At 69.5% G+C, this 21,878-nt stretch carries 20 protein-coding genes; 5 read left to right on the top strand and 15 right to left on the bottom strand.

Features of this window, described 5'->3' with window-relative positions; translation table 11 throughout:
• Positions 1–21: 21 nt before the first annotated feature.
• Positions 22–1,149, top strand: a complete 1,128-nt coding sequence (locus tag EPO51_RS01335; RefSeq protein WP_293345164.1) for a mechanosensitive ion channel family protein — start codon at positions 22–24, stop codon at positions 1,147–1,149.
• On the opposite strand, the gene EPO51_RS01330 is transcribed toward EPO51_RS01335, so the two are convergent.
• Positions 1,108–1,482: a hypothetical protein gene (locus tag EPO51_RS01330; protein WP_293345162.1), complete on the bottom strand. Its 375-nt coding sequence runs from the start codon at positions 1,480–1,482 to the stop codon at positions 1,108–1,110. The genes EPO51_RS01335 and EPO51_RS01330 overlap by 42 nt on opposite strands.
• Positions 1,483–1,568: 86 nt before the next feature.
• On the bottom strand, positions 1,569–2,186 hold the full coding sequence (gene rpsD, locus EPO51_RS01325) for a 30S ribosomal protein S4 (RefSeq protein WP_293345160.1): 618 nt from the start codon (positions 2,184–2,186) through the stop codon (positions 1,569–1,571).
• 430 nt (positions 2,187–2,616) lie between these two features.
• On the opposite strand from rpsD, the gene EPO51_RS01320 reads away from it, so the two are divergent.
• On the top strand, positions 2,617–3,366 hold the full coding sequence (locus EPO51_RS01320; RefSeq protein WP_293345158.1) for a hypothetical protein: 750 nt from the start codon (positions 2,617–2,619) through the stop codon (positions 3,364–3,366).
• A 19-nt stretch (positions 3,367–3,385) separates the two neighbouring features.
• Here the strand turns inward: EPO51_RS01320 and EPO51_RS01315 are convergent, their stop codons facing one another.
• The 4 genes from EPO51_RS01315 to EPO51_RS01300 are packed head-to-tail and all read right to left on the bottom strand — an operon-like array spanning position 3,386 to position 7,870.
• Positions 3,386–4,711, bottom strand: a complete 1,326-nt coding sequence (locus EPO51_RS01315) for a DUF1254 domain-containing protein (RefSeq protein WP_293345156.1) — start codon at positions 4,709–4,711, stop codon at positions 3,386–3,388.
• A gap of 47 nt (positions 4,712–4,758) precedes the next feature.
• The gene (locus tag EPO51_RS01310) at positions 4,759–6,000 is read right to left on the bottom strand and encodes a DUF1254 domain-containing protein (protein WP_293345154.1); all 1,242 of its coding nucleotides are present in this window, start codon (positions 5,998–6,000) and stop codon (positions 4,759–4,761) included.
• A complete protein-coding gene (locus tag EPO51_RS01305; protein ID WP_293345153.1) occupies positions 5,997–7,085 on the bottom strand; it encodes an NAD(P)H-dependent flavin oxidoreductase in 1,089 nt (362 codons plus the stop codon). The genes EPO51_RS01310 and EPO51_RS01305 overlap by 4 nt, the downstream gene beginning before the upstream one ends.
• Positions 7,082–7,870, bottom strand: a complete 789-nt coding sequence (locus EPO51_RS01300) for an RNA methyltransferase (protein WP_293345151.1) — start codon at positions 7,868–7,870, stop codon at positions 7,082–7,084. The genes EPO51_RS01305 and EPO51_RS01300 overlap by 4 nt, the downstream gene beginning before the upstream one ends.
• A gap of 28 nt (positions 7,871–7,898) precedes the next feature.
• Between EPO51_RS01300 and bla the strand changes: the two genes are divergently transcribed.
• Both bla and EPO51_RS01290 read left to right on the top strand, forming a co-directional pair.
• On the top strand, positions 7,899–8,927 hold the full coding sequence (gene bla / locus EPO51_RS01295) for a class A beta-lactamase (protein WP_293345149.1): 1,029 nt from the start codon (positions 7,899–7,901) through the stop codon (positions 8,925–8,927).
• Between the two features lie 78 nt (positions 8,928–9,005).
• On the top strand, positions 9,006–10,220 hold the full coding sequence (locus EPO51_RS01290) for an NADP-dependent isocitrate dehydrogenase (protein WP_293345147.1): 1,215 nt from the start codon (positions 9,006–9,008) through the stop codon (positions 10,218–10,220).
• Positions 10,221–10,287: 67 nt separating this feature from the next.
• Here the strand turns inward: EPO51_RS01290 and EPO51_RS01285 are convergent, their stop codons facing one another.
• Entirely contained in the window at positions 10,288–10,545 is a 258-nt protein-coding gene (locus EPO51_RS01285; RefSeq protein WP_293345145.1) for a hypothetical protein, read from the bottom strand.
• Positions 10,546–10,669: 124 nt separating this feature from the next.
• Between EPO51_RS01285 and EPO51_RS01280 the strand changes: the two genes are divergently transcribed.
• Complete coding sequence (locus tag EPO51_RS01280) at positions 10,670–11,047, top strand: VOC family protein (protein ID WP_293345143.1); 378 nt, start codon at positions 10,670–10,672, stop codon at positions 11,045–11,047.
• Between the two features lie 63 nt (positions 11,048–11,110).
• Here EPO51_RS01280 and EPO51_RS01275 read toward each other — a convergent pair whose 3' ends face one another.
• The 8 genes from EPO51_RS01275 to EPO51_RS01240 all read right to left on the bottom strand — a co-directional run bounded on the left by EPO51_RS01275 (position 11,111) and on the right by EPO51_RS01240 (position 21,820).
• On the bottom strand, positions 11,111–11,779 hold the full coding sequence (locus EPO51_RS01275; protein ID WP_293345141.1) for a PEPxxWA-CTERM sorting domain-containing protein: 669 nt from the start codon (positions 11,777–11,779) through the stop codon (positions 11,111–11,113).
• 97 nt (positions 11,780–11,876) lie between these two features.
• On the bottom strand, positions 11,877–14,540 hold the full coding sequence (gene alaS, locus EPO51_RS01270; RefSeq protein WP_293345139.1) for an alanine--tRNA ligase: 2,664 nt from the start codon (positions 14,538–14,540) through the stop codon (positions 11,877–11,879).
• A 260-nt stretch (positions 14,541–14,800) separates the two neighbouring features.
• Entirely contained in the window at positions 14,801–15,883 is a 1,083-nt protein-coding gene (recA, locus tag EPO51_RS01265) for a recombinase RecA (RefSeq protein WP_293345137.1), read from the bottom strand.
• Between the two features lie 139 nt (positions 15,884–16,022).
• A complete protein-coding gene (locus tag EPO51_RS01260) occupies positions 16,023–16,322 on the bottom strand; it encodes an antibiotic biosynthesis monooxygenase family protein (RefSeq protein WP_293345135.1) in 300 nt (99 codons plus the stop codon).
• Positions 16,319–17,848 carry a class I adenylate-forming enzyme family protein gene (locus EPO51_RS01255; protein ID WP_293345133.1) on the bottom strand — a complete coding sequence of 510 codons (1,530 nt, stop codon included), beginning with the start codon at positions 17,846–17,848 and terminating at the stop codon, positions 16,319–16,321. The genes EPO51_RS01260 and EPO51_RS01255 overlap by 4 nt, the downstream gene beginning before the upstream one ends.
• The gene (locus tag EPO51_RS01250; protein WP_293345131.1) at positions 17,845–18,387 is read right to left on the bottom strand and encodes a cupin domain-containing protein; all 543 of its coding nucleotides are present in this window, start codon (positions 18,385–18,387) and stop codon (positions 17,845–17,847) included. The genes EPO51_RS01255 and EPO51_RS01250 overlap by 4 nt, the downstream gene beginning before the upstream one ends.
• A 4-nt stretch (positions 18,388–18,391) precedes the next feature.
• Positions 18,392–19,654: an MFS transporter gene (locus EPO51_RS01245; protein ID WP_293345129.1), complete on the bottom strand. Its 1,263-nt coding sequence runs from the start codon at positions 19,652–19,654 to the stop codon at positions 18,392–18,394.
• A gap of 18 nt (positions 19,655–19,672) precedes the next feature.
• Complete coding sequence (locus EPO51_RS01240) at positions 19,673–21,820, bottom strand: TonB-dependent receptor (RefSeq protein WP_293345127.1); 2,148 nt, start codon at positions 21,818–21,820, stop codon at positions 19,673–19,675.
• Between the last annotated feature and the right edge of the window lie 58 nt (positions 21,821–21,878).

Below are 21,878 nucleotides of genomic sequence, written 5' to 3'. Positions count from 1 at the left end.
GCTTCGCGGGTTTGAGGTCGGATGCCTCTGCACGCGTTCAAAATCCCCGCCTTCCTGTCCTGGATTCCCGCCTGGGCCGTCGGCCTGGCCCTGATCGCCGGCGCGCTCGCCGCCGCCCTTGTGGCGCACGAACTACTGGTGCGGGCCCTCAAACGCGGGCTGCAGCGCAGCAGCGAGTTCACCCGCTCGCTGTTGATCCGCACGCGCGCGCCCGGCCGCCTCGCCCTGATGGTGGCCGCCACGAGCTGGGCGCTGAAGGTCGCTCCGATCCCCGACCGGCTTGAGCGGCTGTTCCTGCACATCCTGCTGGTGGCCTTCATCGTCCTGGTCGGCTGGGCGGTGATGACGGCGGCCGACATCGGTATGGCGCTCTACCTGCGCAAACACCGGACCGACGTCGCGGACAACCTGCACGCCCGCAAGATGCTGACCCAGACGCGGATCCTGCGCCGGCTGCTCAATGTGCTGGTGTTCGTCGTCACGGCCGCGCTCGTGCTCATGACTATCCCCGGCGTGAAGCAGGTCGGCGTCAGCCTCCTGGCGGCCGGCGGCGCCGCCGGCATCATCGTGGGTCTCGCCCTGCAACCGGTGCTCTCGAATCTGCTGGCCGGCGTCCAGATCGCCTTCACGCAACCGATCCGGATCGACGACGCCGTCGTAATCCAGAACGAGTTCGGCCATGTGGAGGAGATCAAGTCGACCTATGTGGTCATCCGCCTGCGCGACGAGCGCCGCCTCATTGTGCCGCTCAAGTTCTTCCTCGATCAGCCCTTCCAGAACTGGACCCGCGAGTCCGCCGCCCTGATCGCCGAGGTCATGCTGCTGGTGGACCAGCGGGTGCCGATCGACTGCTTGCGCGCCACCGTGGAGGAGGTCGTCCACGCCTGGCCCGGCTGGGACGGCAAACTGCTGAAGGTCGAGGTCAACGACGTGCGCGAGCGTTCGCTGGAGATCCGCTGCCGCATCAGCGTGCGCAATTCGGCCGAGGCTGTGGCGCTCCGCTCGGAGGTGCGGGAGAAGGTCATCGGCTGGCTGCAGCGCGAGTATCCGGCCTCCCTGCCCCGCAACGGCGTGGAGTTCATGCCGCCCGAGGCCGAACCGACGCCGCTAGCCGCCCGGTCCAGTCCACGCGAGCAGCGGGTTCAGTAGGAACACCGGGGTGCGCGGCGCCACGCCCAGCTCCGCCCAGGTGAAGGTGAGCTCGGTCTTGCCCATGGCGAACGACTTGCAGGTGTCGAGGCGCTTGCGCCCGAACGCCAGGGTCACCGCCTCGCCCTGGCGCTCCATATAGAAGGCGAAGTCCGCCTTGGCGGTGCAGCCGCTGGACGCTACGCTGATGGTCAGGGCCTCGCGCCCTGCGTCGGCGCGATAGAGCGGCTCCAGTTCGGCGAGCCCCGAGGCGGCCGGGGCGAGCACCGGCGCCGGTGGCGTGGCGCAGCCGCAGAGCGCCAGCGCGGCGAAGACGAAAAGACGGCGGTTCATGCGCGGACTTCGCCACAGCGGCGGCCAAAGCAAAAGGCCCCGGATTTCTCCAGGGCCTTCGCAATCGCTTCGAGCTCGGCGGCGTCCTACGACGCGTAGAATTCGACCACGAGGTTCGGTTCCATCTTCACCGGGTACGGCACTTCCGAGAGTTCGGGGGCGCGGACGAAGGTGGCGGCCATCGCCTTGGCGTCGACCGTGATGTAGTCGGGCGTGTCACGCTCGCCGGACTGCAGGGCTTCCAGCACCAGGGCCATGTTGCGCGAACGCTCGCGCACCGAGACCACGTCGCCGGCCTTCACGCGGTAGGAGGCGATGTTCACGCGCTTGCCGTTCACCAGCACGTGGCCGTGGTTGACGAACTGGCGCGCGGCGAACGGGGTCGGGACGAACTTGGAGCGGTAGACGATCGCATCCAGGCGCGACTCGAGCAGCGAGATCAGGTTTTCCGAGGTGTTGCCCTTGCGGCGCGCAGCTTCCGTATAGATGCGGACGAACTGCTTCTCGGTGATGTTGCCGTAGTAGCCCTTCAGCTTCTGCTTGGCGCGCAGCTGCAGGCCGAAGTCCGAGACCTTGGACTTGCGGCGCTGGCCGTGCTGGCCGGGGCCGTAGGCGCGGGTGTTGATGGGGGACTTCGGGCGACCCCAGATGTTCTCGCCCATCCGGCGGTCGAGTTTGTACTTGGCGCTATGGCGCTTGGACATGAGTAGCTCTCTGTTCGACGCGGGCCGGCGTCCCCTCAGGAGGAACGCGATTTCAACGGCGGCCTTGCATCACCCGTCATAGGTCTCCGGCCACGCAGGTCGCCCTGGCGGCTGGAAGGCGCGGTGTATGGCGGCCGGAGGCTCGCGAGTCAAGAAACCCGCGTGCTTTGCGCCAAGTCAACGCGCCGGCCGCTGCAGGCGGCGATTCAGAAGAGCGAGGTCAAGTCAGCGGGCTGACCCTGGCCGGACAGCCCGCCGTGAGGCCGACCTCCCCTGTCGCCGGGGCGGTCGGCCGATCACGGTCTGTGGCGGCTCCCCCGTTTGCGTCAGAAGGGCTACCGAGCCGACACAGGTCGGGAAATCCACCAGTTGCGTTTCTACTGTACACGGCCGGCGGACGCGGTTGCAGGCGCAGCCGCCGGAGAGCCACGTGCAGAGCAACACACTCCATATCGTCGTCGCGACGCCCTGCTACGGCGGCGTCGTCACCCAGCGGTACATGCAGTCGGTCTGCGGCCTCATGCTGGCCGCGACGCACGACAACGTCGCGATCACGCTGCAGCTGCTCGGCAACGATTCCATGATCACCCGGGCGCGGAATTCGCTTGTGGCCACGACCCTCGACAATAGCGACGCGACCCACCTGATGTTCATCGACGCCGACATCGGCTTCACGCCCGACCAGGTCGGGCGGATGCTGAGGTTCGACCAGGACGTCGTGGCCGGCATGTATCCGCTGAAGGTCGTGGACGATAGCGAACAGGCGATGCGCCGCTTCGCCGAGGGCGAGCCGATGGAGACCGCCCAGCTTCGTTATCTCGGCGCGTTCCTGGCGCCCGACCTGCGCCGGGAGACGGACGGCTTCGTGACGGCCGAGTTCGCCGGCACGGGCTTCATGCTCATCAAGCGCCGCGCGCTCGAGCGCATGATCGACGCCTATCCCCAGCTCCGCTTCACTGCGGTCCACGATCGCGCCCGCCCAGTCGAGAGCCCGAACCAGTACGCCCTGTTCGACGGGATGATCGACCCGGAGAGCGGCCACTACCTCAGCGAGGACTACACCTTCTGCCGGCGCTGGCGCGACATCGGGGGCGACGTCTGGCTCGACACCCGCAGCCGGCTGACCCACGTGGGCTCGCGGGACTTCGCGGGCGACGCGGGTCGACGCTTCGGTCTCTGACGCTTCGGCCGGCCTCGACTCACACCTGCTCCAGCGCGGGCAGGCGGTAGCGGCCGTCCTGGAAGTCCGGGGTGGGCAGATAGGCGCGGAAGCTCAGGCTGAACGGACCGTCGGCCGGCGCCGGCAACCAGTTCGCGCTCCTTTCGCCGCCGGGGTCGCTGCGCGCGATCCAAAGGTCCAGCGAGCCGTCCGCATTCTTCCTGAGCCCCGGCGTGCGGTCGCCGATCGAGTAGCGCTTGATCGGGTTCTCCACGAGGAAGAACTGCCCGTCCTTCGTCGGCCGGTACATGGTCAGCGACCAGAACGCATTCACCTGCGGCATCTGGCCGGCCGGGAAGTGCATGCGGTAGGGGCCGGTCCCGTCGAAGATCCGGCCCTTGTCGGCGACCGGCTGCATGTACATCGCCTCGGCCGGCGGTAGCGCCGCCAGGCCGATCACCGCCACCGCCGCCCGGAACAGATAGTCCTGGTGGAAATAGCCGAGGGTGTGCCGCGGATAGGTCCAGCCTTGCACCGACGCTCCGGGCCGCATGCCTTCGATCGCCTTCCTGGCCTCGGCGACGCCCGCCTCGATCTCGGCCACGGCGGCCGCGTCGAACCGCTTGGCCTCGAATCCGCCGACGGCCGTCAGTCCGAGCGGCGCAGCGCGGCCGAAGAGGACGCCGTCCGTGGCGGGCGGCGGATCCGATTTCAGAAGCTCCGCCAGGGATGCGAAGTACTCCAGCGCCGGCGAGTGCCGGGTCGCATAGACCTTGGCCGGGCGCGCGCCCGCCGGACCCGACAGCCGCAGCTGGTCCTGGATCTTGTGGACCGCCGGCAGGTCCTGGGGCCCGTCGACCAGCGTCCGGGCCAGCAGCCAGCCATGCGCTGTGTTGAGGCGCACGGTGTTTGGCCCCGCCCCCGCCTGCCCCGGCCCGACGATGGTGTAACGCCCGCCGGCGCCGCCCGTGGTCCGCGTGCCCAGCACGAAGTCGTTGTCGGTGTACATGTTCATCCCGGCGAGCGAGATGTAGCGGTCGCCGGTCGGCGGGACGGTCAGCGTCAGCGGGCCCTGCGTCAGGTCCAGCCAGGCGCTGGAATAGATCGTGTCGTTGTTCGGCGAGGTGATGGTCAGGCCCTCGGGCCCGATCAGCTGCCGGCTATGCCCGAAGCCGTTGAGCCCCGCGGGCTGGCCGCCCTTGTTGCCGAGCATGCGGTCGCGGGCCGCCGCCATCTCGATCCAGGGCAGGCCGTAGAGCCACGCCTCGCGCGCGGCCGATCTCAGGTCGCCGGCGGCCGCGAACGCCCGCGCTCCCGGAATCATGCCCACCGCGGCCACGGCCGCCAGAAGCTCACGCCTGTTCACCTGCAACGCCTCCCTAAAGTGGGCGGAACCTGATGGGCGCGGCGGCCTCAGGCAACCGCGATCGGAGGCATACGGTAATAGCCCTGGAGCAACTCCGGCTTCGGCAGGTAGGCCCGCATGAAGAGCGCGAACGGCGCGGCGGGCGCGGGCAGCCAGTTCCCCTCGCGATCCGCCCCGGGGTGTTCGTGACCGATCCAGATGTCGAGCGAGCCGTCCGGGTTGGTCTGCAGCCCCGGCGTGCGATCGCCGATCGCATAGCGGTTCAAGGGGTTGTCCCAGAAGAAGAACTGTCCGTCGTCGGTCGCCTCGTAGAGGCTGAGCGACCAGAACGAGTTCACCGGCAGGTGCTGGCCGGCCGGGAAGTGCAGGCGCCAGGCCTGCGTCCCGTCGAACAGCTTTCGCGGCAGCGGCCCCTCGGCCTGCAGGTACATCGCCTCGGCGGGCGGCAGGGCGGCGAGGCCGCCCAGGGCCACGGCGCCGCGCAGCAGGTAGTCCTGCTCGAAGTCGCCCAGCCGCGAGCTTGGATAGGACCAGCCGTGCACGAACTCGGTGCCCGACAGGCCCCCGCCGCCCCGTACAGCCTTGCGGCCCTCCGCCATGCCGGCCTCGATCTCGGCGACTTCGGCGGGCGAGAAGCGGGCGGGATCGAAGCCGTCCAGCAGGCCAAGCGGCGCAATCATGCGCAGCAGGCCCAGGTCCGTCACCGGCGGCGGGTTCGCCGCCATCAGCGCCGCCGCGGCGGCGAAGTACTCCCGCCATCCGGCCGTGCGCGGCGCGTAGGGGCCCGGCATGTCCGACGGCGGGCCCTGCAGCGAAATCCCGGCCTGCGCCTCGCGCGCAGCCTCCAGGTCGTCGGGGCTCTCCACCAGGATCCGGGCCAGGGCCCAGACGTGGTCGGTGGGCGAACGGACCACGTTCCAGCCCTCCGCGGCGTCGCGCGGCCCCACCAGCCGGAAGGTCCCGCCGTCCGGTCCGGTCGTCCGCGTCCCCAGGATGGCGAAGTTGTTGGTGTAGGCGTCCATCAGCGCCAGCGAGAGGTAGCGGTCGCCCGCCGGCGGCAGGGTGATGGTCACCGGCCCCGCCGACAGGTCGATCTGGGCGGTGGAATAGAGGGTGTCGGTGTTGGGCGTGGTCACCGCCCGGTGCTTGTGGTTGGCCAGATGCCGGACGTGGGCGAACACGCCCATCTTGTGGCCCACGCCCTGGCCGCGTTGCCGCGTGGTGGCCACCTCGATCAGCGGCAGGGTATAGACGTAGGCGTCCCTCGCCGCGGTCTTCAGGTCGGTCACTCGCGCTCCAGTCCTCTCCGGGTCCGGGCGGCGACCGCGTCGGCGACCTCCGCCGCCTCGGCCCACCACGCCCGGATCATGTCGCCCGCCCGACCCGGCCGCGCGAGCCGCACCGCCTGGCCGGCCCAGAGCGACAGCAGCTCCGGGTCGTCGGCCTTCGCGGCGGCGGCGCGCATCGGCTGGGTCAGCCGGTTCTGCACAGGATAGGCGGGGACGTCGTCCTGCACCCCATGCATCAGACGCATGAACCTGTTCTCGATTCCGCGGGCGTGGCGGCCGGTGAAGGCCCTTGTCAGGCGCGTCGGGTCGTCGGTCGCGACCTCGGCGGCCCGCCGCCAGGGCCTGGAGGTCACCGCCTCGTCGGCCAGCAGGAAGGCCGTGCCCATCTGGACGGCGGCCGCCCCCAGGGCCAGGCCCGCGGCCACGCCGCGACCGTCCATGATCCCGCCCGCGGCGACCACCGGCAGGTCGACCGCCGCGCGGATGGTGGCCACGAGGGCCAGCGTCCCCACCAGGCTTTCCTCTATGTCGCCCAGGAAGTGGCCGCGATGGCCCCCGGCCTCGAAGCCCTGGGCGCAGATCCCGTCGGCGCCGACCTCGGCCCAGGCCCGCGCCTCGGCCACCGTGGTGGCCGTGCCGACCACATAGATCCCGGCGGCCTGCAGGCGCTTCACCTGCGCGGGCGTCAGGATGGAGAAGGTGAAGGAGGCCACCGGCGGCGCGGCGGCGACCAGCGCGTCGAACTGGGCCTCGAAGTCCGGCGCGAACTGGTTCGGCGTCTCCGGCGGCGGCGCGCCGAGCTCGGCGTACCAGGGGGCCAGCCGCGCCAGCGCCGCGTCGACCTCTCCGGGTGCGGGATCGGTCTTCGGCGCCATCAGCAGGTTGACGCCGAACGGGGCGGCGGTGCGGGCCCGGATCGCGTCGATCATCGGCCCGATCTCGGCGGGCGGCAGGGCGCCGGCGGCCAGCGTCCCCATCCCGCCCGCTTCGCTCACCACGACGGCCAGCTCGTCCAGCGACGCCCCCACCATCGGCGCCTGGAGGATGGGGATCGGCAGGCTGTCCAGCAGGGCCCCGAGGTTCATTCCAGGTCTCCCTGTTCGGCCTTCTGTTTCGCGAGCTTGGCCAGCACCCGGCCGCGCCCCTTGGAGAGCGCGGTCACCACGCCCCGGAACGTGCGCACCTCCTGCTCGGAGAAGCGCGCCTTGCCGAGGGCCGAGCGCAGGTTCTGGACCATCGACGGCCGCTTGTCCGGCGGATGGAAGAACCCGGCGGCGTCCAGTTCCCGCTCCAGGTGCTCGAAGAGGCCCAGCATGGCGGCGCCGTCCGCCCGCGGCGAATGTTCGCGGAAGATCGCGGGGGGTGCGTCCAGCACGGTCGTCCGCCACTCATAGGCGTTGATCGCCACCGCCTGGCCCAGGTTCAGAGATCGGAAGCGCGGGTCGATCGGGATGGTCACGACCGCTTGGCACAGCGCGATGTCGGCGGTCTCCAGCCCGGCGCGCTCGCCCCCGAACAGCAGGCCTGTGCGCTCGCCCCGCGCCGCGGCCTGCGCCAGCTCCACGGCGCCGGCCCGCGGCGTGAACACCGGAAGCTGCAGCTCCCGTGGCCGGGCGGTGGTCGCGAACACCAGGTTCAGGTCGGCGATGGCCTCGGCGACCGAGCCGTAGACCCGCGCCGCGTTCAGCGGCCACTCGGCGCCGGACGCCAGCGCCCAGGCGCGCTCCTGGGGCCATCCGTCTCGCGGATTGACCAGGCGCAAGTCGGCCAGGCCGAAATTGGCCATCACTCTCGCGACAGCGCCGATGTTCTCCGCCATCTGTGGCGCGTTCAGGATAACGACAGGTGCGAGAGGAGAGGCTTCGGCCATGCCGCGTTTAGAAGAGCCCGCTCGCAGAATGGCAACCCTCGACCGTCGCGCCTTGCTGTCCGCAGCGCCTGCGGGATTGCTCGCCGCCTGCGAACCCCGGATGCCCACCACCGTCTCCACCACGCCCAAGATGGACATCGACGGCCTGACCGAGGCCGTGAGCGCCATCTCCGTGGTCGCCCGGCCCGCGAACCTGGGCGTCGGCCTGATCAACCTGGAGAGCGGCGAGACCTTCGTCTTCAACGGCGACCGGCGCTTCCCCATGCAGAGCGTGTTCAAGCTGCCGCTGGCCGCCGCGGTCCTGGCCGAGATCGATGCGGGCCGCGCCGTCTTCACCGAACCGTTCGTCCTGCTGGAGACCCAGCTCTCGCCGGCCTTCTCGCCCATCGCCGCCGCCTGGCCCGGCCGGCGGGACTATTCGTTGCGGGAGCTGTTCGAGGCGATGGTGATCGACAGCGACAACACCGCCGCCGACGTCCTGATGAAGCGCATCGGCGGCCCCGGCGCGGTGACCGCGTGGCTCGCCGGCCGCCACGTGGCGGAGGTGCGCGTCGACCGCTACGAGCGCGAGTTGCAGCCCGAGGTCTACGGCATGCCGTCGTTCCGGCCGGACTGGCTGCGTGGGAACGCCTTCCAGGAGGCGCGCGCCGCCGTGCCGCCCGCGACCCGCCTTGCCGCCATGCGCGCCTACATGGCCGACCCCCGCGACACCGCCACCCCGCTCGGCATGCTGGACTTCCTGCAGATGCTGGACCGCCAGGAGCTGATCACGCCCGCCTCCACCCGGCTGCTGTTGCAGCTCATGGGCCGCACCAGCCGCGGGAACGCCCGCATCAAGGCCGGCCTGCCCGGGAACGCCTTCCTGGCGCACCGCCCCGGGACTTCGGGCGTCGACCAGGGAATCAGCACCGCCCACAACGACGTCGGGATCTTCACGCTCGCCGACCGGCGGTCTTACGCCCTGGCCGTCTTCCTCTCCGGGGCGACCCTGGACGATGCAGGCCGTGACCGGATCATCGCCGAAGTGGCGCGCGCCGCGGTCCGCGCGGCAGGGTAACCCTTAGGGAGCCTTTGCGTCCGCCGCTGTGGCGGCTATACGGCCCCAAACGCATTACGCCCGGAGCGCCTGCCCCTCATGGCCAAGATTAAAGTCGCCAACCCCGTCGTCGACATCGATGGGGACGAGATGACCCGCATCATCTGGCAGTGGATCAAGGACAAGTTGATCTTCCCCTTCCTGGACCTCGAGATCGACTACTACGACCTGGGGATGGAGAACCGCGACGCCACCGACGACCAGGTGACGATCGACGCGGCCATGGCGATCAAGAAGCACGGCGTCGGCATCAAGTGCGCCACCATCACCCCGGACGAAGCCCGGGTGAAGGAATTCAACCTCAAGAAGATGTGGAAGTCGCCGAACGGCACGATCCGCAACATCCTGGACGGCGTCGTCTTCCGCGAGCCGATCATCTGCAAGAACGTGCCGCGCCTGATCCCCGGCTGGACCAAGCCGATCATCATCGGCCGCCACGCCTTCGGCGACCAGTATCGCGCCACCGACTTCGTGGTCCCCGGTCCCGGCAAGCTGACCATCAAGTTCGAGGGCGCCGACGGCCAGGTGATCGAGCACGACGTCTACGACTTCAAGTCGGCCGGCGTCGCCATGGCCATGTATAATGTCGAGCCCTCGATCCGCGACTTCGCCACGGCGTGCTTCAACTACGCCCTGCAGCGGAAATACCCGCTGTACCTCTCGACCAAGAACACGATCCTCAAGGCCTACGACGGGCGCTTCAAGGACATCTTCGAAGAGATCTACCAGGCGCACTACGTCGAGAAGTTCAAGGCCGCCGGGCTGGTCTACGAGCACCGCCTGATCGACGACATGGTCGCCTCGGCGCTGAAGTGGAACGGCGACTTCATCTGGGCCTGCAAGAACTACGACGGGGACGTGCAGTCCGACCAGGTCGCCCAGGGCTTCGGCTCGCTGGGCCTGATGACCTCGGTGCTGATCACTCCGGACGGCAAGGTCATGGAGGCCGAGGCCGCCCACGGCACTGTCACCCGCCACTTCCGCCAGCACCAGAAGGGCGAGAGCACGTCGACGAACTCGATCGCCTCGATCTTCGCCTGGACCCAGGGCCTGAAGCACCGCGCCAAGCTCGACGGGAACGCCGAGCTGGAGCACTTCGCTTCGACCCTCGAGCGGGTCTGCGTCGAGACTGTCGAAAGCGGCTCGATGACCAAGGACCTGGCGCTGCTGGTCGGCGACACCCAGGGCTGGCTCACCACCGAGGGCTTCCTCGACAAGGTGGCGTCGAACCTTGAGAAGGCGCTCGCCGCTTAAGGCGCGACGCCCCGGACGATCCCAATTCAGCGCCGCATGCGGGAGACCGCGTGCGGCGCTCTTCGTTTCAGCGGCCTTCGACCCAGAGGTCGAGCGGCTGCTTCTCCTCGTGCCGGATGAGGAAGATGTAGCCCACCACGAAGACCGCGACGCCAACGACGGTGGCCCCCAGGAACCCCGCGGGCGAGGCGAACCACAGGCTGAGCCATAGGATAGCGTCGCCGATCACCAGCATCGACCATCGGATCAGGATGCTGAACGCATGGTAGGTCCGCTCGTGCTCGACGACGTAGGGGGTTTGGCTGAACTGACGACCGGTATCCATCTTTCGGGGTCCTCCACGAAAACCTGGTGTCCATGCAAGGGAACGCCTGACTGGCGAATAAGTCAATGTTCTTGATTTGTTCGGCACCCGCGCTAACCTCCTCCGACCTTCAGGGAGGACCAGCATGAGCATCGGCTATGTCACCATCGGCGCGCACGACGTGGAGGCGGCGCTGCCGTTCTTCGACCGGGTGTTCGGCGCCATCGGCTATGAGCGCGGCGATCCGGAGGGCGGCTGGGCGTTCTACGGGCCCAAGGGTTCGCCCTGCGTCGGGATCTGCAGGCCGCACGATGGCCAGGCGCCGCGGGCCGGCAACGGCATCATGATCGCCTTCAAGGCCGACAGTCCCGACCAGGTCGCCGCCGCCCACGCCGCGGCCCTGGCCGCCGGCGGCGCCGACGAGGGCGCGCCCGGCTATCGCCCGCCCGAAGGGACCAACTTCTACGGCGCCTACTTCCGCGATCCGGTCGGCAACAAGTTCTGCGTCTACGCCACCAGCTAGGGCGCAAACGAAAACGGCCGAGGCTCTCGCCTCGGCCGCTCGCGCTATTGGTGCGGGTGGCGCCTAGGCGGCGACCGCCCGGCGGCGACGCAGCGTCGCGCCGGCCATGCCGAAGCCGCCGATCATCAGCGCCCAGGTCGCCGGTTCCGGCACGGCGACCGGGTCGTTATCCCAATCAAACGTCGCCTTGACCTTCAGCGCGTCGCTGGGGCCTTCGTCGGTGCCCCACCACTGGCCGCCGTTGAACTCGCCGCCATTCACCGAGATGGTCATTAGGCCGGTCAGGCCATTGCCGTAGTGCAGTTGGGTGACCCCGCCGTTGGCCCAGGTCAGCTTGCCGCCCTGGAAGAAGCCGAACAGCTCGGAACTGGCATAGCCCGAGGTGGTGCCGTTGATCGGGTCGACCGAATTCGGCGTCGGCGCGGTGAAGTTGAACGTCAGCTTGATCGGCGAAATGGTCAGGTCGTCTTCCGGATTGACCGTGCCTTCGTTCGTATAGATCTTGAAGAGGTTGAGGTTCTTGATCTCCTCGTTCTGGGCCGTGTTCGGATCGTTCGGCGCCAGCGAGAAGTTGAAGTTCGTGTTGAGCGGCTGCACCTGCAGCACCAGACCCGGATCGGCGTTCAGGTACTCCAGGGTCCAGGAACCCGTGAACGTCGTCGCTTGCGCCTGCGATGCGGCGAGAGCCAGACCACCAGCAGCCGCCATTGCGGCCCACAGCTTGATACCCATGATGTATTCCCCGAGATGCCCGCGGTTGGGCTAAAACTTAAACAAAGCTTAACCGCTCGGGTAGCTCACGCCACCACTGACAACCCTCGGGGGAATCTTAACCCTGAAGCACACCCTTCACGGCGGCCAGCCCCTCGGCCGCCTTGGTCGCGTCCGGAGCGCCGCCCTGCGCGAAGTCGGGACGGCCGCCGGCCCCCTGCCCGCCCATGGCCAGCACGCCGGCCTTGGCGAGGTCGGCAGCGTTGAACGTCGCCTGCGCCGAGCCGGTCACGGCCACAGTGACCGCCGCCTTGCCGTCGGCCGTGCCGATCAGCACGATCACCCCGTCGGGGAGCTGCTTCTTGAACTCCTCGGCGATCGGCCGCAGGTCCTTGCCGCCGACGCCGTCCATGATCCGGGCCAGAACCTGGACGCCGCCGATCTCTTCAGGGCCGGCTGCCGCGCCCCCGCCGCCGCCACCCATGGCGAGCTGGCGCTTGGCGTCGCCCAGCTCCTTCTCCAGCTTGCGGGCCTGGAGCTGCAACGCCTCCACCCGGGCCGGGACTTCCGCCACCGGGACCTTGAACTGGTCGGCCAGGCCCTTGGCCACGCCGGCCTGGTCCAGGAGGTAGCGACGCGCCGCCTCGCCGGTCAGCGCCTCGATCCGGCGCACGCCCGCGGCGACGCCCTGCTCGGAGACCACCTTGAACAGCGCGATATCGCCGGTGCGGGCCACGTGGGTGCCGCCGCACAGCTCGACCGAATAGGCGCCGCCTTCCTCGCCTTCCGGGCCGCCCAGCGCCCGGCCCAGGGTCAGCACGCGCACGCTGTCGCCGTATTTCTCGCCGAACAGCGCCATGGCGCCGGCCTCGATGGCCTGCTGCGGGGCCATCAGCTGGGTGTCGGCCGCCAGGTTCTGGCGCACCACGGCGTTCACCTCGGCCTCGATCCGGTCGATCTCGTCCGGGGTCACCGGCTGGCCGTGGCTGAAGTCGAAGCGGATCCGCTCCCCGTCGACCATCTGGCCCTTCTGGGTGACATGGGGGCCGAGGACATTGCGTAGCGCCGCGTGCAGCAGGTGGGTGGCGGAATGGTTCGCGCGCGTCGAGGCGCGCCGCTCGGCGTCGACCGCCAGCCGCACCCGCGCGCCGGGCGCGAGCGTGCCTTCCAGGATTTCCAGGTCGTGGACATGCAGGTCGCCAGCGTGCTTCTGGACGTCGGTGACGCGGGCGCGGCCGCCGTCCCATTCCACCTCGCCCTGGTCGCCGGCCTGGCCGCCGCTCTCGGCGTAGAAGGGCGTGCGGTCGAACAGCGCCTGCACCTTGGCGCCGACCAGGGCGGCGTCGACCTCGTGGCCGTCCTCCATCAGGGCCAGCAGCTCGCCGGTGGCCTCGGTGTTGTCGTAGCCGACGAACACGGTGGGGCCGAGGCGGTCGCGGATGCCGAACCATTCGGCCGCCGCGGTCACCTGGCCCGAACCCACCCAGGCCTCGCGCGCCATGTCGCGCTGGCGGCCCATGGCGGCGTCGAACTCGTCGAGGTTGACGGTCAGGCCCTTGGCCCGGACCGCGTCCTGGGTGAGGTCCAGCGGGAAGCCATAGGTGTCGTAGAGCTTGAAGGCGGTCTCGCCCGACAGCACCTCGCCCGCCTTGAGGCCGGCGGTGGCCTCGTCCAGCAGGGACATGCCGCGGCCCAGGGTGCGGCGGAACCGCTCTTCCTCCTGGCGCAGGGTCTCGACGATCGCGGGCTCGGCGCGGCGCAGTTCGGGATAGGCGTCGCCCATCTCCTTCACCAGCGTCGGCGCCAGGCGGTGCATCAACGGCTCTTCGGCCCCCAGCAGGTGGGCGTGGCGCATGGCGCGCCGCATGATCCGGCGCAGGACGTAGCCGCGGCCCTCGTTCGAGGGCAGCACGCCGTCGGCGATCAGGAAGCTGGTGGAGCGCAGGTGGTCGGCGATGACGCGGTACGAGGCGCTGTCGGACGCCGCCCCGGCGCCGCCCACCAGTTCGCGGGAGGCCGCGATGATCGTGCGGAACAGGTCGACGTCATAGTTGTCGTGCACCCCCTGCAGGACGGCGGCGATCCGCTCCAAGCCCATGCCGGTGTCGATCGAGGGCTTGGGCAGGGGCGAACGCGTGCCATCCGCGAACTGCTCGAACTGCATGAAGACCAGGTTCCAGATCTCCACGAACCGGTCGCCGTCTTCGTCCGGGCTGCCGGGCGGGCCGCCGGCGATATGCTCGCCGTGGTCGAAGAAGATCTCGGAGCAGGGCCCGCAGGGACCGGTGTCGCCCATGGACCAGAAGTTGTCCGAGGTCGGAATGCGGATGATCTTGTGGTCCGGCAGGCCGGCGATCTTCTTCCAGAGCGCATGGGCCTCGTCGTCGGTGTGATAGACCGTGACCGTCAGCTTCTCGGGCGGAAGCTGGAACTCCTTGGTCAGCAGGTTCCAGGCGAGCGTGATCGCCTGTTCCTTGAAATAGTCGCCGAAGGAGAAGTTCCCCAGCATCTCGAAGAAGGTGTGGTGACGCGCGGTGTAGCCGACGTTGTCCAGGTCGTTGTGCTTGCCGCCGGCGCGGACCGACTTCTGCGAGGACGCCGCGCGCGGCCACGGCGGGGTCTCGGCGCCGGTGAAGTAGTTCTTGAACGGCACCATGCCGGCGTTGACGAACAGCAGGGTCGGATCGTTCTGCGGCACCAGCGGCGCCGAGGCGACCACGGCGTGTTCGTTCTGCTGGAAGAAGTCCAGGAAGTGGGTCCGGATCTCGTTCAGGCTCGGCATCGGGCTACAATCATCAAACGGTTGGACAGGATCGCCACCCCCCAGGTGGGGACCGCCGTCCCTTTACGAAACCTGGGCCGGACCGCCAAAGAAAAAGGGGCGCCGGCGAGCGCCGTGCCCCAAAGGAAAAGGACGCCCAGGGGCGCGCGCCCTGAGCGTCCAACCTCGTAAGGTCGCCGGCGGCCCCCGCATCGGGTGGCGCGGGGCAGGCCCGGATGGCGGAGGGAACCCGCCCCGGAGCGCGGACCGCCGAGGCGGCCCTAGAGGGAGCCGTCCTCGTCGTCGACCTCGCCCGCGGCGGGTCCGACCAGCAGCTGTTCCTCGACCACGTCCTTGGCGCCGCGGACCTGCTTCTCGATCTGGGCGGCGATGTCCGGGTTCTGCTTCAGGAATTCGCGGACGTTGTCGCGGCCCTGGCCGATGCGCTGGCTGTTCCAGGAGAACCAGGAGCCGGACTTTTCGACCACCCCGGCCTTCACGCCCAGGTCGATGATCTCTCCCAGCTTGGAGATCCCCTCGCCGTACATGATGTCGAACTCGACCTCGCGGAACGGCGGGGCGATCTTGTTCTTGACCACCTTCACCCGGACGTTGTTGCCGACGATCTCGTCGCGCAGCTTCACCGAGCCGGTGCGACGGATGTCGAGACGCACCGAGGCGTAGAACTTCAGCGCGTTGCCGCCCGTCGTGGTCTCGGGCGACCCGTACATCACCCCGATCTTCATGCGGATCTGGTTGATGAAGATCACCAGGGTCTTGGCCTTGGAGATCGAGGCGGTGAGCTTGCGCAGCGCCTGGCTCATCAGGCGGGCCTGCAGGCCGGGCAGGCTGTCGCCCATCTCGCCCTCGATCTCGGCCCGCGGCGTCAGGGCCGCCACCGAGTCGATCACGATCACGTCCACGGCGTTGGACCGCACCAGGGTGTCGGTGATTTCCAGCGCCTGCTCGCCGGTGTCCGGCTGGGCCACCAGCAGGTCGTCCAGGTTCACGCCCAGCTTGTGGGCGTAGCCCGGGTCCAGCGCGTGCTCGGCGTCGACGAAGGCGGCGGTCCCGCCGGCCTTCTGCACCTCGGCCACCACATGGAGCGCCAGCGTGGTCTTGCCCGACGACTCAGGCCCGTAGATCTCGACGATCCGCCCCTTGGGCAGCCCGCCGATGCCCAGCGCCAGGTCCAGGCCCAGCGAGCCGGTCGAGAACGACTCGATCTCGATGAGGCCCTTGTCGCCCAGCTTCATCACCGAGCCCTTGCCGAAGGCCCGGTCGATCTGCGCCAGCGCCGCCTCTAGGGCGCGCTGCTTTTCCGAATCGTCTTTGCCCACGAGCTTCAATGCCGACTGCGCCATGTCATGAACCCTCTATCCCACGATTCCGCCAACCGAATGGGCCCAACCGCCGGGCCACTTCGCAGGACTCAGAGGTACCGGGTTTGTTCTGGGTTCGCAAGATGTTCTCTTCCGGCTATACGACCGAAATTGTCGTAGGTCAGCCCGCCGGGAAGACCACGGCGGTATGCTCCACGGTCGGGGCTGCCGCGAAATGCGGCCCGGCCAGGGCGCGCCACTGCTGGAACGCCTCCGATTCCCGGAAGTGGACCGTGTGGTCCTCCAGGGTCGCCCAGCGGACCATCAGGATGTAGCGACGGGGAGCCTCGACCACGCGGTGGAGCTCCATGCCCTGGCAGCCCCGGGCGGCCGCGAACAGCGGCGCGGCCTGGGCGACGGCGGCCTCGAAGGCGGGCTCGGCCCCGGCCTTCACCTCGATATGCGCCATCTCCAGGATCATCGTCCGCCCTCGTCTTCCGCCGCCGCCAGGTCGCGCAGCTCGCGCTTCAGGATCTTGCCATAGGCGCTCTTCGGCAGGTCGGCCACGAAGCGATAGCCCTTGGGCCGCTTGTAGCGCGCGAGCTGGCTGAGGCAGAGGTCGTCCAGGTCCTCCGTCGCCGGCGCCGGGCCGCGGGCCACCACGAAGGCGAACGGGACCTCGCCCCACTCGGGGTCCGGCAGGCCGATGATCGCGCATTCGCTGACCGCGGGATGGGTCAGCAGCACCTCCTCGATCTCGCGCGGATAGATGTTGGAGCCGCCGGAGATGATCATGTCCTTCGAACGGTCGACGAGGGTCAGGTAGCCCCGGGCGTCCATCCAGCCCAGGTCTCCGGTGTGCAGCCAGCCGTCCTTCAGCGCGGCGGCGGTGGCCTCCGGCTGCCGCCAGTAGCCGCCCATCAGGGTGTCGCCCTGGCAGGCCACCTCCCCGATCTCGCCCGCCGGAGCCTCGGAGCCGTCCTCGCGGACCACCCGGACCAGCACGCCGCTGCGCGCCACGCCGACGCTGGCCAGCCGGGCCTCGTAGTCCGGGTCGTCGGGCGAGCCGAACAGCCGCGGCGGCAGGTGGGTGATGGTGTTGGGGCTCTCGCCCTGGCCGTAGAGATGCCAGAGGCGCTCAGGGCCGAAGACCTTGAGCGCCCGCTTCAGGTCCTCGACGTACATGGGCGCCCCGCCGAAGAAGATCCGGTGGATGCCCGGGATCAGCTTCGGGTCCAGCAGCGCCGGATCCATCAGCCGCCGCACCACCGTGGGCACGCCGAAGAACGACAGCGGCCCAAACGCCCCGAGAGCGCGGGCGAGCATCTCGCCGTCCATCGATCCGGTCGGCAGGATCACGTTGTTGCGGGCCCGGGCCAGGTAGCAGAAGCCCAGGAAGCCGCTGGCGTGGGACATGGGCGCCAAGTGCAGGATGTGGTCGTCCACGACCGCCCCGCTGTCGGCCAGGAAGCTGACGATCATGGCGACGAGCGTGCGGTTGGTCTGGATCGCGCCCTTGGGCTTGCCGGTGGTGCCCGAGGTGTAGAACAGCAGCGCCGGATCGGTGGCCTCGCGCGGCTCGATCGGGATCGTCCCGTGGCCGTGCAGGCGCGCGTAGCCGGAGCTGTCCACGTCGATCAGCACGCAGTCGGTTGGCAGGTGCTCGCGCAGCCGCTCGGTCAGGTCCGGCGTCGAGAAGCAGACCCGCGACTGGCAGTCGCCGGCCGCGTAGCCGATCTCGGCCGGGTGCAGGCGGCAGTTCTGCGGCGCGGGGACCAGGCCGGCGGTCCAGGCGCCCAGCAGCACCTCGTAGTAGCTGGGTGAGTTCGACATCGCGAGCGTCACCCGGTCGCCGGGCTTGAGGCCCATGGCCCGCAGGCCCGCGGCCAGCGAGCCGGCGCGGGCCATCAGCTCGCCATAGGTCCAGAGCGGCCGGTCGATCCACGAGATCGCGGTGGCGTCCGGGTCGCCCCGCGCCGCGGTCTCGATCAGAGCGGCGACGTTCATGTCCGGGCGGCGCGCTTCGCGTCCACCAGCACCGCGGCGATGATGCAGGGCTTGCCGCTGCGGTTGACCCAGGCGTGCTTTGTCCCGCGCTGGACGATGCAGTCGCCCTGCTTCAACAGGGTCTCGCCGTCCTCCATCAGCATATGCATCTCGCCGGAGATGACCACGAGGTAGTCGAGCGAGTCGGTGACGTGCATCGTGGCGTGCTTCGACTGATCTCCGGCGTCGGGTTTGTTGTGGCTGCCCATCTGGGCGAAGACCGCTTCGGTGTCCTGCAGGCCGCCTTCCGACTCCGGCGGGATCTCCACCACCCGGAAGATGGTGCCCAGGGGCTCGGGGTCGTGGCGGATCGGGCGCGCGCCGCGGTCGACCAGGCCGTCGTTGTCGACCGGCGCTTCGGAGGTCACCCACAGCTCGGTGATCCGCGCGCCCGGCCAGGCGGCCATCTCCATGATGTTGGGCGCGTCGCCCTCGAAGGTGATGTTCGACCGGCCTGAGGCGTCGTGGCCGGTGACGATGCGGCGGATGGACTGGGGCATTGGGTTACTCCGAAGCGGAAGGTTGCGCCTCGCCCTCGGGGAAACGGCGCAGGGTGAGGAAGAGGACGGCCGCCAGGGCCAGGACGCCCGCCGCGCCGAACAGCGCCAGGGCGTAGCCGCCGGTGAGGTCCGAGACCCGGCCATAGGCCAGGGGCGACATGGCGCTGCCCACCAGGACGGCGGCATAGAGCAGGCCGTAGATCCGGCCGTAGGCGCGCATGCCGAAGTAGCGGGCGGTGAGATAGCCGATCAGGTCCAGCTCGGCGCCGATCGAGAGGCCGATGGCGACGGCGCCCAGCCAGCCGGCCGGCGCGCCGAACAGGCCCATGGATCCGATGCAGGCGGCGCTGATCGCCATCATGCCGGCGGCGACGTGGGGGGCGAAGGCCCGGTCGATCAGCCAGCCGGTCAGCACCCGGCCGACGATCAGGGCGAACCCGCCCAGGCCGGCGATGGCGCCGGCGGTGGCCGGCGGCACGCCCTCGTCCGCCAGGAAGGCGAGCAGGTGCAGGTGGAGGCCCCCTGCCCCCAACGGGATCAGGGCGAAGGCCAGCGCCATGATCCAGAAGGTGCGGTCCTTGACGGCCCGGTCGAAGCTGACGCCCGGCGCATGGCCGGCGGCGGTGATCGCCACGGCCTGGGGCCGGCTGAGGCTCATCAGGAAAGCGACCGCGGGCGCGGCGAGGGCGACGAGGACGGCCAAGGCCAGGAAACCCTGCCGCCACCCGGCGCTGGCGGCATACGGGACCAGCAGCATGGGGAGGAGGATGCCGGTGAGCCCGTTGCCGACCATGGCCAGGCCCAGCGCCAGGCCGCGCCCGCGGACGAAGTTGGCGCTGACCACCCTGGCGTAGACCAGGGTCGCCGCGCCGCACGCCGTGACCGCCATCAAGGCGAACGTCGCGTAGTAGAGTCGGATGTCGGGGCCGAGCTGGCTGAAGACCACGAACGAGGCCGCCAGCGCGGTCAGCGCAACCGCGGTGATCCAGACAGCCGACACCCGGTCGGCCACCCAGCCCAGCAGCGGCGAGGCCAGAGCCAGGCCGCCGATCAGGATGGTGGGGCCCAGCGAGATCTCGGTGCGCGTCCAGCCGAACTCGGCCTGGAGCGCGCGCATGAACACGCCGATGGCCGGTGACGGCAGGGCGATGACGCCCACGCCGATCCCCAGGGTCGCCCCCAGCAGCACCGGCCAGCGGGTGGCGAACTCGCCGCCCGTCCCGCCGACCGGAGCCGCCTCGGCCAATCCTGTACGCACGACCGTCACGCCGCTCTCCTCGAGGCCCTAGCGAAGCCGCCAGTTGACCGACACGCCGTAGGTCAACGGGTCGCCCGGCGTGCCCAGGCCGGAGGGGCCGGAGATCGCCACGTTGCGGAAGTAGCGCTTGTCGCCGAGGTTTTTGCCCCACACGGCGAAGTCCCAGTCGCCCTTGGCCGGTCGGAAGATGATCCGGCCGCCGACCAGGCCGTAGCCCGGCTGGTAGGCGTTCATCGAGCTGGTGTTGGCCGCGTCGAAGAACACCTTGGACTGGTAGGCGTATTCGCCGTGCAGCAGGATGTCGCCGGCCTCGCCCACGGGCACGGTGTATTCGGCCACGATCGAGATCTGTCGGTCGGGCGAGCGGAGCTGGTGCTTGCCGGCGAAGCTGATGCCGTTCGACAGGTACTCGCGGAAGCGGGCGTGCTGGAAGGTGGCGTTGAAGTCCACCCGCAGCGCCGAGACCGGACGGGCCGTGAGGGCGATATCGACCCCCTTGGTGCGCGTCTTGCCGGCGTTGTCGATGATCGTCAGCCCGGCGCTGGGGATGCGCAGGATCTGCTGGTCGTCGATGTCGGCGCGGAACAGGGCGACATTGGCGGTGAGCCGGCCCTCCCACCACTGGCTCTTCGCGCCCAGTTCGTAGGCCCGGACGCGCTCGGGATCATAGACCGTGGACGCCAGGGCCAGACTGCCCGGCAGCGACTGGAAGCCGCCGCTCTTGAAGCCCTGGCGGGCCGAGGCATAGACCATGATGTCCGGGGTCGCCTTGTATTCCAGCGTCAGGGCCGGATCGAAGCTGTCCCACTCGGGCGTCAGCTTGACGAAGTAGGCGCCGACCGGACCGAACGGGTCGGTGGCCTGGTCCGAGACCTTCTTGTCCTTGGTGTAGCGGCCGCCCAGGGTGATCGCGAACTGGTCGGTGACGTCGTAGGTGGCCTGGCCGAAGATCGCGTAGCTCTTGGTGTCGATGTTCTGGCCGTAGGTGCCCAGCGAGTTGCGCAGGGCCGGCACGGCGAAGTCGGGACCGCTGTCGATGGTGTCCCGGCGGTCGGTCATGCCGTGGTAGAAATAGAGGCCGGCGATCCAGCGGACCGGCCCGCTGTCGCCCGACAGGCGCAGCTCCTGGCTGATCGTGATGTCGTTCTGGTCGGTGCCCAGCGCGTAGCCGTCGGCCAGCGAGCCGTCCTGGTCCTGCAGCCGTTTGAACTGGTTGTCCCGCCAACCGGTGATCGAGGTCAGGGTGGCGAACGGCAGCTCGTACTCGATCCGCGCGGTCAGGCTCTGGGTGTCCTGCTTCTCGAAGCCGTCGACGTTGTAGTAGCGGCGGAAGAAGCTCTGGTCGGTCGGCAGGCGCGCGCCGGCCTCGGGCGAAAGGAAGCCCGTGACCGCCGTCGTCGACAGGAAGTGGTTGGTCATCCCGTTGTCGGACGTGAAGACGTCGCCCGAAAGCCGGAACAGCAGCTTCTCGCCCTGGTACTCGATCTGGCCGCGGGCGGTGTAGTTGTCGATGTCGCCGGGATCCCGGCCGGCGGGATTGGTGGTGTAGGCGCCCCGTTCGCGATGTGCGCCGGCCAGGCGGAACCGCCAGGCGCCATCGGCGGTCAGCGGGCCGGTGACCCCGCCGCGGATCGCGAAGAAGTCGTAATTCCCGGCGTCCCCAGAAACGTAGGCGTCGAACTCGCTCGCGGGACGCTTGCTGATGATACTGATCGCCCCGGCGGCGGCGTTGCGGCCGAACAGGGTGCCCTGCGGCCCCTTCAGCACCTCGACGCGCTCCACGTCCAGCAGGTCGGACTGCAGGCCCGCCGTGCCCGACAGGTACACCTCGTCCATGAAGTAGGCGACGCTCGGGTCCGAACCGCTGTCGATGACGTTGGTGCCGGCGCCGCGGATGTAGGTGTAGCTGACGAAGCCGCTGCCGATGGCGGAGATGTTGAGGCCGGGCGCAAGGCGCTGCAGGCCGTCGATGGTCTGCACGCCGCCGCGGTCGAGCGCCGTGGCCGGGACTGCGGCGATCGAGATCGGCACGTCCTGCAGATTCTCGGCCCGCTTCTGGGCGGTGACGATCACCTCCTCGATGGCGTTGGAGGCTTCGGCGGTGGTCTGGGCCTGGGCGACCCCGGCGCAGAGCGCGAGCAGACTCGCGCTCGCAAGCAAAGGTAGAGCTTTCATGGCGTTCCCCCAGCGCGACTATGTTTTTTCCGATTGGTAGTGGCTCGGATCGCGCTTG

Origin of the sequence: Phenylobacterium sp., from assembly GCF_004297125.1 — a bacterium.
GTDB lineage: Bacteria > Pseudomonadota > Alphaproteobacteria > Caulobacterales > Caulobacteraceae > Phenylobacterium.
The sequence above is the reverse complement of the archived record's forward strand: the minus strand, read 5'-3'. Positions and strand labels throughout refer to the sequence as shown.

Excerpts from the sequence above, each read along its gene's own strand:
- EPO51_RS01335 (WP_293345164.1), top strand. The coding sequence starts at position 22 with ATGCCTCTGCACGCGTTCAAAATCCCCGCCTTCCTGTCCTGGATTCCC.
- EPO51_RS01330 (WP_293345162.1), bottom strand. The coding sequence starts at position 1,482 with ATGAACCGCCGTCTTTTCGTCTTCGCCGCGCTGGCGCTCTGCGGCTGC.
- rpsD (WP_293345160.1), bottom strand. The coding sequence starts at position 2,186 with ATGTCCAAGCGCCATAGCGCCAAGTACAAACTCGACCGCCGGATGGGC.
- EPO51_RS01305 (WP_293345153.1), bottom strand. The coding sequence starts at position 7,085 with ATGAACCTCGGGGCCCTGCTGGACAGCCTGCCGATCCCCATCCTCCAG.
- EPO51_RS01300 (WP_293345151.1), bottom strand. The coding sequence starts at position 7,870 with ATGGCCGAAGCCTCTCCTCTCGCACCTGTCGTTATCCTGAACGCGCCA.
- bla (WP_293345149.1), top strand. The coding sequence starts at position 7,899 with ATGGCAACCCTCGACCGTCGCGCCTTGCTGTCCGCAGCGCCTGCGGGA.
- EPO51_RS01290 (WP_293345147.1), top strand. The coding sequence starts at position 9,006 with ATGGCCAAGATTAAAGTCGCCAACCCCGTCGTCGACATCGATGGGGAC.
- EPO51_RS01285 (WP_293345145.1), bottom strand. The coding sequence starts at position 10,545 with ATGGATACCGGTCGTCAGTTCAGCCAAACCCCCTACGTCGTCGAGCAC.
- EPO51_RS01280 (WP_293345143.1), top strand. The coding sequence starts at position 10,670 with ATGAGCATCGGCTATGTCACCATCGGCGCGCACGACGTGGAGGCGGCG.
- EPO51_RS01275 (WP_293345141.1), bottom strand. The coding sequence starts at position 11,779 with ATGGGTATCAAGCTGTGGGCCGCAATGGCGGCTGCTGGTGGTCTGGCT.
- alaS (WP_293345139.1), bottom strand. The coding sequence starts at position 14,540 with ATGCCGAGCCTGAACGAGATCCGGACCCACTTCCTGGACTTCTTCCAG.
- recA (WP_293345137.1), bottom strand. The coding sequence starts at position 15,883 with ATGGCGCAGTCGGCATTGAAGCTCGTGGGCAAAGACGATTCGGAAAAG.
- EPO51_RS01260 (WP_293345135.1), bottom strand. The coding sequence starts at position 16,322 with ATGATCCTGGAGATGGCGCATATCGAGGTGAAGGCCGGGGCCGAGCCC.
- EPO51_RS01255 (WP_293345133.1), bottom strand. The coding sequence starts at position 17,848 with ATGAACGTCGCCGCTCTGATCGAGACCGCGGCGCGGGGCGACCCGGAC.
- EPO51_RS01250 (WP_293345131.1), bottom strand. The coding sequence starts at position 18,387 with ATGCCCCAGTCCATCCGCCGCATCGTCACCGGCCACGACGCCTCAGGC.
- EPO51_RS01240 (WP_293345127.1), bottom strand. The coding sequence starts at position 21,820 with ATGAAAGCTCTACCTTTGCTTGCGAGCGCGAGTCTGCTCGCGCTCTGC.